We start from the raw sequence: 11,266 nt of genomic DNA, 5'->3' as shown, positions 1-11,266 counted from the left end.
AAAGTACCATTTTTTTGTCGGGTGGTTTATTTTTACCAGTAAAAAGCTTGATCGCTATAATAGAGATACGACCTTCCCAGCAGCCAAACTCCTGATTAACTATGACACTAAAAGAATTAGAACCGCAACTGCTTTCCCTGAGTCCGCCCGAGAAAGCTCAAGCAATACAGATATTAGCTCAAAGTTTAGCCAACACCTGGCAGGGAATTGAAAAAACTCCCGGTGTAGTCGGCGGTAATGCCAGGATTGCAGGGACTAGAATTTCTGTTTGGGGATTGGTAGAGTCTCGTCGATTAGGTGCAACTGATGCTCAACTTTTAGAAGATTATCCGCATCTTAGTGCTAGCGACTTGAAAAATGCCTGGGCTTATGCTGAAGCATTTCCTGACGAGATTGAAGCATTAATTAAGTTGAACAATATAGACTAATATCATGGCAGGTTTGTATGCAGATGAACTATCTTCCTTCTAACTTTTGCCTAACCCTCGATAATTAATCCGTGTATCCGTGTCAAACTCTCTTAGAGTGCCTTCTTCCTTCTGCTAGATAATTTCAGTGCAGGCGATCGCACCAGTAACGTAAAATGTCTAAAAGCGGTATTTGTAAAATAAATTTAGCCCCATGAGCGACGAACAGGAAAAAAAACAAATTTTGACTCAGCAACCGGAAACAATTTCCCCTACCAGCGATGAGTTCGAGCGCAGTGAAATTGCCAGGGCTGATTCAACTTCCGCATCAGCAGAAACTCCCGCAGAAATTGCCGCCCCCGAAGATATTTCAGCGCCAATCGACCAAGCCGAAACAATTCCCGTTGCCGCCGATAGTACGCCGGAAACAACACAACTTGCAAGTTACCCGCCTCCAACAATTCCAACTGCCAACCCCGAACCCAAACCAGCTCGCTCGTGGCAAATCTTAGCAGTTTTTCTCAGCGGAATCTTAGTCGGTTCCGTCCTTAGTCTCGGCAGTTTGCTAGCGTGGAGAATGTATCAGGAAAGAGCGAACCTTCAAATCAAACTACCCGCTGACGTACCCCTCCCCGAAAGCCCTCCGCCTGTCGCAACAGCGCCCATCAACCGCCGGCCCGGACTTCCCCCAGCCCCTGGAAATGGACGGCCCGCCACATTCCCTCCATCGCCCCGTCCCACTCAAATCCCCTCTCTTTCTGGTGTTCCGCAACAAGCTTCGCCGTCGCCGTCGCCGTTGCCGTTGCCTTCTCCTTCTCCTTCTCCCGCTGCGGTTGAAACCCCTGTAACCGAGCGAGTTTACTTTCAAGCCGGTGCTACGGGAACTACTCTGAGCAATAGTTTGCGAGCCAACATATCCAGGCGCTACTTACTGGAGTGCAATAGCGGCCAAAGCATGACAATAAATGTTCAAGAAGGTCAAGTTAGCGCAGCAATTATTGCTCCTAACGGTGAAAATTTAGGTACTGCTGATAGCACAGGTCAGTGGCAAGGTCAACTAGCCAGTAGCGGCGATTATACTATTGAAATTTCAGGCGATCGCCAAGCAAACTACCAAGTTAAAATTGAAGTCAAATAGCAACTATAATTGTATCAGGGGGTAGTTACAAAATACATCAGCCCCCCTGTTGCTAATTACAAATTACCAATTACTTATTACCAATGATCGCACAAGTATCTGAAAACATCTACGAAGCAAAAACCCAGGAAATTGCCAAAGAAATCCTGAAGGCAACTCAAGACAAAAAGCGCTCTTTTTTCGGTCAACTGCAAGACCAAATGCGCTGGGACGACAAATTAATGGATTGGGCGATGGCTAGCCCCGGACTGCGGGTGCAGTTGTTTCGATTCATCGACTGTTTGCCGGCACTCCGCAGCAAGCCGGAAATTGCCCGCCACTTGCAAGAATACCTGACGGCCCAAGAGGTAGAATTGCCCGAAGCTTTGAAAAAATTGCTCAATTTTACTAACGCTGAGTCGATTCCTGGACAATTGGCCGCGACGACGGTTGCGCCTGCGGTGGAAACTTTGGCGCACAAGTATATTTCTGGGGAAAATATCAAGCAGGTAGTTAAAACTTTAGAGCGGCTTCGCAAAGATAAAATGGGTTTTACAGTTGACCTTTTGGGGGAAGCTGTCATCACAGAAACTGAGGCGCAGATTTATCTTAACCGCTATTTGGAATTGATGGAGGAACTAGCGAAGGCAGCGAAGAATTGGCCGCAGGTAGATGCAATTGACAAAGCTGACGGCGAAACTCTGCCGCGAGTGCAAGTATCCGTAAAGTTAACTGCTTTTTATTCTCAGTTTGATCCTTTGGATGCTAAAGGTAGTGAGGAGAAAGTAAGCGAGAGAATTCGCATTTTACTGCGTCGCGCGAAGGAGTTGGGCGCTGCTGTTCATTTTGACATGGAACAGTATGCTTACAAAAGTTTAACTCTGACAATTCTCAAAGACTTATTGTTAGAGGAAGAGTTTCGCAGTCGCACGGATATTGGAATTACATTGCAAGCATATTTGCGCGACAGTGCCCAAGATTTGCGAAACCTGATTTCCTGGGCAAAAAAACGCGGAAATCCGGTAACAGTGCGGCTGGTAAAAGGCGCTTACTGGGATCAGGAAACTATCAAAGCGATGCAGAAAGATTGGCCACAGCCGGTCTACAATGACAAAGTTGCTACCGATGCCAATTTCGAGCAGATGACGCAGTTGCTGTTAGAAAATCACGAATATTTGTATGCAGCTATTGGCAGTCATAATGTACGATCGCAAGCGAGGGCGATCGCCATTGCCGAAACTCTCAATATACCGCGCCGCCGCTTTGAAATGCAAGTGCTGTATGGCATGGGCGACAAATTGGCTAAGCTTTTGGTCGATCGGGGTTATCGCGTCCGAGTCTACTGCCCCTACGGCGATTTGCTGCCGGGAATGGCTTATTTGATCCGCCGTTTGCTGGAAAATACCGCCAACAGTTCTTTCATCCGGCAAAGTTCCGAAGAAATGCCGATCGAACAATTGTTAGCCGCACCAGTTGCTAGTGGCAATGACCAGCTAGTTTACAGCAAAGTATTTCCCAACGTTGCTGATACCGACTACGCCAATACCAAATTGCGGCAACAAGCAGAAACAGCCATCAAATCAGTGCGCGGCAACTTAGGTAAAACCTATTTACCGCTAATTAATGGGGAGTACCAAAATACTGAAGCAACAGTTAACTCACTCAACCCTTCCAATCCCACAGAAGTAGTCGGCACCATCGGATTGCTTTCCGAAGAACAAGCCAAACAAGCCCTTGAAGCAGCAAAAGCAGCCTTCACCGGTTGGCGAAAAACCCCCGTCCGACAGCGCGCCGGCGTCCTCCGCAAAGCCGCAGAATTGATGGAACAGCGGCGGCACGAACTATCAGCTTGGATGGTGTTTGAAGTCGGCAAACCAGTCAGAGAATGCGATGCCGAAGTTTCCGAAGCTATTGATTTTTGCCGCTACTACGCCGATGAAATGGAACGGTTGGAACAAGGGAAGAATTACGATATTCCCGGAGAAACTAACCGCTACAGCTATCAGCCGCGCGGCATTTCTTTAATCATTTCACCTTGGAATTTCCCCCTCGCAATTCCCGTCGGCATGACAGTTGCATCGCTGGTTGCTGGTAATTGTACTTTACTCAAACCTGCGGAATTTTCCTCAGTAATTGCAGCGAAAATAGCTGAAATATTGCTAGAAGCCGGAATTCCCAAAGGGGTATTTCAATACGTGCCTTGCAAAGGTTCAACCGTCGGTGCTTACATGGTGAAACATCCTGATGTTCACATGATTACTTTCACTGGTTCTCAGGAAGTTGGCTGTCAGATTTATGCCGATGCTGCGATTTTGCAGCCTGGACAAAAACACCTGAAACGAGTAATTGCGGAAATGGGCGGCAAGAATGCAATTATTGTCGATGAAAGTGCGGATTTAGACCAAGCAGTTGCAGGCGTAGTTTATTCGGCATTTGGATACAGCGGCCAAAAATGTTCCGCTTGTTCGCGAGTAATTGTGGTGGAATCGGTGTACGATAATTTTGTGGCAAGATTGGTAGAAGCGACGCGATCGCTCAATGTCGGCCCAGCAGAAAATCCCGGCACTCAAGTTGGCCCTGTGATCGATGCAAATGCCCAGTCGCGCATCCGCGAATACATCGAAACAGGCCGCGCCGAAGCTAAAATAGCTTTAGAAATGCCGGCACCTGAAACCGGTTATTTTGTCGGCCCAGTCATTGTTACGGAAGTATCGCCCACAGCCACTATCGCCCAAGAAGAAATTTTCGGCCCGGTTTTGTCGGTGATGCGGGCTCATAATTTCAGCGAAGCGATTGCTATTGCTAACGGCACGAATTTTGCTTTAACCGGCGGATTGTATTCTCGCACGCCTTCGCATATCGATCGAGCCGCATCCGATTTTGAAGTCGGAAACCTGTACATCAATCGCGGAATTACCGGCGCTGTGGTATCGCGACAACCCTTCGGAGGATTCAAACTTTCGGGAGTTGGTTCTAAAGCTGGCGGCCCGGATTATTTGCTGCAATTCCTCGAACCCCGCACCATAACCGAAAATATTCAGCGGCAGGGTTTTGCACCGATTGAAGGAGTGGATGATTAATCTCAAACTCGTTTGATTAAGATTTGATACCCGACTTCTTAAAGAAGTCGGGTATATGCTATCTTGGTTTCAAGAAATCGGGGTTCGGCTATTCTGTTGTTCTAATTGAATTTACTTAAAATGGAATCTACAAAAAATGGTAGTCGCCTAAATTCTCACCATCCTTCACTTGACAAGTGGGTGAGAGTTTTAATGATAGTTATATTAGTCCTGGGTATATTTTTTCGTTTCGCCAATCTCGACAAAAAAGTTTACTGGCTAGACGAAGGTTACACTTCTCTGCGGATTTCGGGTTATACAGAATCGGAATTTGTTCAAGAGTTTGGTGACGGTCAAATCAAGGAAATAAAAAGTCTACAAAAGTATCAGCGGATAAATGCAGATAAAAGCGTTTTTGACACCGTAAAAGGATTGGCAATAGAAGAATCTCAACTTACTCCCCTGTACTTTGTAGCAGTGAGATTTTGGGTGCAACTGTTTGGAGATTCAATCGCAGTAACTAGAAGTTTGTCGGCGGTTTTTAGCGTGCTGGCATTACCTTGTATGTATTGGCTATGCTTAGAATTATTTGAGTCATCGGTGACAGCTTGGTTAGCAGTTGTCATAATAGCTGTATCGCCTTTTCAGGTAGTTTATGCTCAGGAAGCTCGACCTTACAGTTTGTTTGTCATGTTAATTTTACTGTCAAGCGCGGTCTTGCTACGAGGAATGCGCCTAAAAACTAATAGTAGTTGGGCAATTTATGCTGTAACATTAGTAGTGGGATTTTATTCTCACCTCTTATTTGGAATAGTTGCCATAGGACATGGAATCTATGTATTAATTATCGAAAAATTCCGGTTTAACAAGACGGTAATTGGCTATTTGCTAGCATCAATAGGAGGATTGATTGCTCTGTCTCCTTGGATTATAGCTTTTATAAAAAATTCGGGCAATGCCACTGATAAAACATCTTGGCTGTCTCTGAGAAGACCTGTTTCCGAATTGATGAAAAATTGGGTATTGAACATTAGCAATCAATTTTTTGATGTGGGATTTTACTGGGAGTTGCCACGACCCTATTTGATATCTACTCTGCCAGTTATTTTAATGATTTTAATAATGGTCGGGTATTCTTTTTATTTACTTGTCAGTAAAACAGAAAGGCGAGTTTGGTTGTTTGTTGTGACCTTAACGTTCGTGATAGTAGGGATTTTATTACCAGCGGACTTAATTAGGGGAGGGATTCGCTCTGTCAACACTCGTTACATGATTCCCTGTTATTTAGGAATCCAGATATCTGTTGCTTATCTTTTTACTCAACTTCAAGTTACAACCCAATTACAAAAGCTGTGGAGAGTAGCTCTAGTTGTTCTGCTCTCAATTGGAATTGCGTCTTGCTGCCTCTATGTGTCTGCAGATAATTGGTGGAATAAATCTGGCTCTCTTCTTAACGTTTCGATCGCCCGTACACTCAACTCAGCTTCTAAGCCATTAATCATAACAGACTTTTCAGAGTATATTGTATGGGATATCGGCAATTTACTCGGTATGAGTCACCAACTAGATCCCAAAGCTAAATTGTTACTAATGTCACCTCAAAAGAATGTTGAAATTCCGGGAAATTTTAACGAGATATTTTTGTACAGTATTTCTCCCGAATTAAAGACCAAAATTGCCAAAACTTATCAATATAAAATACAAACTATATATGCGGAAAATGACGAAATGATCCTAGGGAAAATAGTCAATAAATGATATTTTATATAGTAACAGCAGGTGAGTTTGTTTAAAATGGAATTTCCGAAAAATTGCGATCGACTAAATTCTCACAAGCCTTCACTTGACAAGTGGCTGCGATTTTTAATTATCGCTGTATTAGTCATCGGCATTTTCTTTCGGTTCGCCCATCTCGATCGCAAATTTTACTGGATCGACGAAACATATACTTCTTTGAGAGTTTCTGGCTACACCGAAGTCGAACTAATCAAAGAAATTTCGTACCAGAAAATAACCTCGCCCTCGGATTTACAAAAATATCAGCAGATAAATTCAGAACACAATTTAACTGACACGCTACATTCTTTAGCAACAGAAGACCCCCAACACCCGCCACTGTATTATGTACTAGCGCGATATTGGGCGCAATGGTTCGGCAGTTCCGTTGCCGTAATGAGAAGTTTGGCAGCCGTGATTAGCCTGCTAGTATTTCCCGCAATTTATTGGCTGGCTTGGGAGTTATTTGAATCTTCAGCAGTAGCGTGGATGGCGAGCGCAATTTTCGCAATTTCTCCCTACCACATCTTGTTTGCCCAAGAAGCGAGACAGTACAGTTTGTGGACATTAACTACTATTTTATCCAGTGCAGCCTTGCTGCGAGCAATGCGCTCTGACGAAAATAAAAATGCTCTCGCCCTCGTTCTTTCCTGGGCGCTTTATGCAGGCACAGCAACACTGGGATTGTACACCCACTTGTTATTTGTCTGCGTCGCGGCAGCCCACGCACTCTACGTCGCAGTTATTGCCAACTGGCGCGATATTAAAACATTCATTGCCTATTATATAGCAGCTTTCATCGCCTTGATGGGCTTCATGCCTCCCCTCATAAATACTGTAGAAAACTTCAATCAAGTTAGAAGCACAACAGCATGGGCTCAACAGACAAATTTCTTAAGATTAGTCAGCAGGTGGGTGGGTTCCGTCACCATAGCATTTTTTGATATTGGCATTGATGGAACTGCCAACGCCACCCAACTAGCCTTGCTAATTCCAGTTGGGCTCATGATTCTAGCTTTAGTCGGCTATGCCCTTTATTATCTATGCCGACAAACACCAAAGCGAGTGTGGTTGATTGTATTGTTATTAATTGCAACAACGGCTTTGTTTTTAGCAGTGCCTGATATAATCAAGGGTGGAAGGCGATCGGCAAATCCGCGATATTTAGTTCCTTGTTATGTGGGAATTCAGCTAGCAGTGGCTTACCTGCTGTCTGCGAAAATTAGTAACAATTTGGAAAAGTTTAAACAGCAAAAACTGTGGAAAATAGTTATAGTTGCCGTTTTTTCCGCAGGTATTATATCCGGTGGAGTTAGTTCTCAAGCAGATATTTGGTGGAATAAAGGCAGCGGTTGGTTGCGCGCCTTGGAAGTAGCTGAGACTGTCAATCAAGCCAGCAATCCCCTAATTATCAGCGATGCCAATATCGCACATATCATGCCTTTAAGTTATTACCTAGAACCAAAAGTCAAACTGCTAATAGAACCCCGCTGTTACACTTCTTGCTACAAAAATCGAGAAGTGGCAAAGAAAAAACCGCAACCCCCGCAAATTCCCGGCGGTTTCAGTGAGTTGTTTTTATACAGACCGTCCTCTACTTTGCGATCGGCAATTCAGCAACAAAACTATCAAATAGCTCCGGCTGACACTAAAGTCGATCTTAATCTGTGGAAAATTACCAAGAAATAATCTCAAATATTAAGGCCAAAAACACGAGTTTGCTGCCAAAAAATAAATGTATTATTCACTGCGACATACTGGCCATAAACGGTCTTGTTGGAAGTATGTCGCAAGTAGAGTTCGATAGGTTGGCTTTTCGTGGTAAGCTAAAAGTTAAGAATAAAAAAATAACATCAAAAATCTCAAATGACAGTCACTGAAACCTCCAACATTCGTAAACTGCTGTGCGATCCAGACTTAGGGCTGATTCCTCACCTAGAAAAGTGCCTGAAAGATTTGCATTCATCTGCGATCGCCAGTGGAGAGAAATTCAAGGTAGAACCTTACGATATAGAACTCAAAAGCTGCCACACCCAGAAGCATCCCAACGACCAAAAACCCCTCGTCACCCAGTCAGTGTTAATAAAAGTTCCCCTGACTGGGAAAGTTCAAGACAAGATGCACCTATATCTGATCGCAACTGAGTTGCAGAACCAAATCGACGTTAAAATTATCGACTGGAGTGCCTTAGAACGCCGCCAATACGACATTCAGGGCATCCCCTTAAAGCAGCCGATCACCAAAATAGACGGCCAGATGAATTACGAGTTAGTATTCGATCGACCAACCTACTGCTGCATCACCCTGTGTCGCCAATTTGACTTAACTTACGCCGCCAATTTTTAATACCAATTGTGAAAAGTAGGGACACGGCATTGCGTGTCCGGCGCGGGGAGTAGGACACGGCATTGCGGTGTCCCTACGGTTTGCTTTTAATAATTGGTAGAAGATTGAGGATTGTAGATCGATCGCACCAAATCCAGTTCAAACCGCTCGATTCGCAGTTTCCGCAAGAATCCTCTTAATATCAGCAGGAGTCAGACTCGGATTAGCTTGCAACATCAAAGCTATCACGCCGGATACTTGTGGCACTCCCATTGAAGTACCGGCAAAATATCGATAGGGAATCCCCGGTTGAGAAAGCGGCACAGTTGAATAAACATCACTAGAATCCGCCCTACCACCGTCGCCGCCCGGAGCAACAAAATAATTAATAGTCTCCGTACCCGCCCGGTTAGAATACTCCCCAAACAAGCCATTTCGGGTAACACCACCGACAGCAATTCCTACCTCATTGGCAAACCGAGCCGGATAATCTACTTGTGGACGAGCATCATTTCCCGCCGCCGAAATCACGATCGCGCCTTGAGCTTCAGCCGCTCGAATCGCATCCAATTCTTGAGCATTCAACTGTTGACCGCCCAAACTCACATTGATTATCTTCGCTCCATTTGCCACCGCATAATTAATCGCATTAATTTCATCCCGAATTTTGCCCACTCCCACCTCATTAAGTATTTTCAAAGGCATAATCTTCGCAGTCGGAGCCGTTCCCGTAATCCCAACCCCATCTTTTTTCGCAGCAACTAAACCCGATATATGAGTGCCGTGATTGTTATCATCCATCGGGTCATTATCGTTGTTGACAAAATCCCATCCCCGGAAATCGTCAACAAAGCCATTGCTATCATCATCAACCCCGTTGCTAGCTTTATTGCGACCGATCGCATCAACGCCGGTTTCCCCCGCATTGCTCCAAATATTCCCCGTCAAATCCGGGTGATTGTAGTCAACTCCGCTGTCGATAACTGCCACCACAATTCCGTCTCCAGTCAATCCCTGGGCCCAAACTTCTGGAGCTTTAATTAAATCTCTGCCCCACTCGTCGCCGCCCAAGTCGGGAACATCAGGAAAAGTTGCAGTACCTTGACCTTTAGCAACTGCCGCCGCTGCATTCACCAAACCGAACCCAAAACGAGAGTCAAAACCTTGCAAGTTGCTCGGATTGTTAGGAGAAACAGTTGCAGGGGTTGCAGACAGATTTAGGGTGAAATCTGTACTGCCTTGGTATTGATAAACTCGAACAAAGTAAGTTCCTGCGTCTAAACCATTGATATCGATCGACTCCGGCGATAAATCCGGTTCTTGAGAAGAAGCAATAATATCGGTGAAGTCAATAGAATTGTCGCCATTAATATCTTTAATTAGAGCAACGTCAACATCCGCCGTCAAACCGCTGACAGTTAATTTAAAGTCGCTAGTGGCAGGCAAAGTAAAGCGGTAAAGGCCGTCTGGCCGGGCGTTGCTAACCGAGTCTGTGATTGTTTGAGTGCCGCCCAAAACGCCTAAATCGCGAGCTTGATCCAGTTGGTTGCCCAATACGGTAGTTGCAGAGATGAATGTATTGGCGAGGTCTTGTGGAGATGCGTTGGCTACCAAGCCTAAAATAGCATTGGATTGGCGAATTTTAATTAATGTATTGGAAATACCGGGGGCGATCGATATTTCTTCGAGAATCAAGTCAGCTTCGGTAAGATTGTCAGTCAGTCCGATCGAATCCACAAAACTGTTAAAGTCAGTAATAACGTCTGCAGCAGCCGGATCGGAGACTGCGGAGTTGCTGCGGAGGACAAAGGTATCTGGGCCCAAACCCCCTGTCAGCGTATCTTTGCCGCCATCGCCCACTAAAACGTCGCTGCCAGAGTCACCGTTGAGGGCGTCATCTCCCTTACCTCCCTGCAAGGTATCGCTGCCGGCATCGCCAAACAGGATGTCGCTGCTGACACCTCCGTTAAGTACATCGTTGTCTGCGCCCCCTAACAGCGTATCGGAATTGCCACCGCCGAGAATGCGATCGTTACCATTATCACCGCTAATTATTTCGGCATCCGACGAACCGACAATAAAATCGTTGCCGCCGAGGGCAAAAAATCCGTTAGGATAAGGAGTCACAAAGCCCGGAGTCAAGGCGAAACTATTGGGGCTATCATCTAAAAGATAGGAAAGACCGTCAGGGCTCGGGCCGGGCATAGAAATGTACTCCTAGTGAGGTATATCGATCTAAATTTTAGATTTTAAATTTAAGTTTGTGGTTAAAAATGCCCTAAATACTCTGTAAGGCGGGCATTACAGACAGTCTGTAGAGGTCTGCATAGGTTAGGTTAAACTGAGATGTTCCACCCTTCTCAATTACTTGTTTAGGAACAGGCAAGATGCCTGTTCCACAAAAATGTTGAGTTATTGTGGAACGAACATCTTGCCCGTTTAGGAACAGGCAAGATTCCTGTTCCACAAAAATGTTGAGTTATTGTGGAACCAACAGGCAAGATGCCTGTTCCACAAAAATGTTGAGTTATTGTGGAACCAACAGGCAAGATGCCTGTTCCACAAAAATGTTGAGTTATTGT

The 11,266-nt window shown here is 45.1% G+C and carries 8 protein-coding genes; 6 read left to right on the top strand and 2 right to left on the bottom strand.

The genetic code is table 11. The annotated features are described in order from the left end of the window. Nucleotides 1-101 precede the first annotated feature (101 nt). From QUB04_RS01690 to QUB04_RS01665, 6 genes are all read left to right on the top strand, one after another. Nucleotides 102-428 (top strand): DUF433 domain-containing protein, encoded by a 327-nt coding sequence (locus tag QUB04_RS01690; protein ID WP_333280305.1) that lies wholly within the window; start codon nt 102-104, stop codon nt 426-428. A gap of 193 nt (nt 429-621) precedes the next feature. Next, nucleotides 622-1,545, top strand: a complete 924-nt coding sequence (locus tag QUB04_RS01685) for a hypothetical protein (protein WP_333280303.1) — start codon at nt 622-624, stop codon at nt 1,543-1,545. 83 nt (nt 1,546-1,628) lie between these two features. After that, entirely contained in the window at nt 1,629-4,604 is a 2,976-nt protein-coding gene (pruA, locus tag QUB04_RS01680; protein ID WP_333280301.1) for an L-glutamate gamma-semialdehyde dehydrogenase, read from the top strand. 120 nt (nt 4,605-4,724) lie between these two features. Continuing rightward, the gene (locus QUB04_RS01675; RefSeq protein WP_333280299.1) at nt 4,725-6,341 is read left to right on the top strand and encodes a glycosyltransferase family 39 protein; all 1,617 of its coding nucleotides are present in this window, start codon (nt 4,725-4,727) and stop codon (nt 6,339-6,341) included. A 36-nt stretch (nt 6,342-6,377) separates the two neighbouring features. Beyond that, entirely contained in the window at nt 6,378-8,048 is a 1,671-nt protein-coding gene (locus QUB04_RS01670; protein ID WP_333280298.1) for a glycosyltransferase family 39 protein, read from the top strand. 177 nt (nt 8,049-8,225) lie between these two features. Then, nucleotides 8,226-8,705, top strand: a complete 480-nt coding sequence (locus tag QUB04_RS01665) for a hypothetical protein (RefSeq protein WP_333101727.1) — start codon at nt 8,226-8,228, stop codon at nt 8,703-8,705. 138 nt (nt 8,706-8,843) lie between these two features. Here QUB04_RS01665 and QUB04_RS01660 read toward each other — a convergent pair whose 3' ends face one another. After that, a complete protein-coding gene (locus QUB04_RS01660) occupies nt 8,844-10,889 on the bottom strand; it encodes a S8 family serine peptidase (protein WP_333280296.1) in 2,046 nt (681 codons plus the stop codon). Between the two features lie 167 nt (nt 10,890-11,056). Further along, nucleotides 11,057-11,266: hypothetical protein (locus QUB04_RS01655; RefSeq protein ID WP_333280293.1), on the bottom strand; the 210-nt coding region annotated here is incomplete at its 5' end.

This window comes from Microcoleus sp. D2_18a_B4, assembly GCF_036702475.1.
Classification (GTDB): domain Bacteria; phylum Cyanobacteriota; class Cyanobacteriia; order Cyanobacteriales; family Microcoleaceae; genus Microcoleus.
Note: the sequence above shows the minus strand (reverse complement) of the source record. Positions and strands in the feature narration are given on the sequence as shown.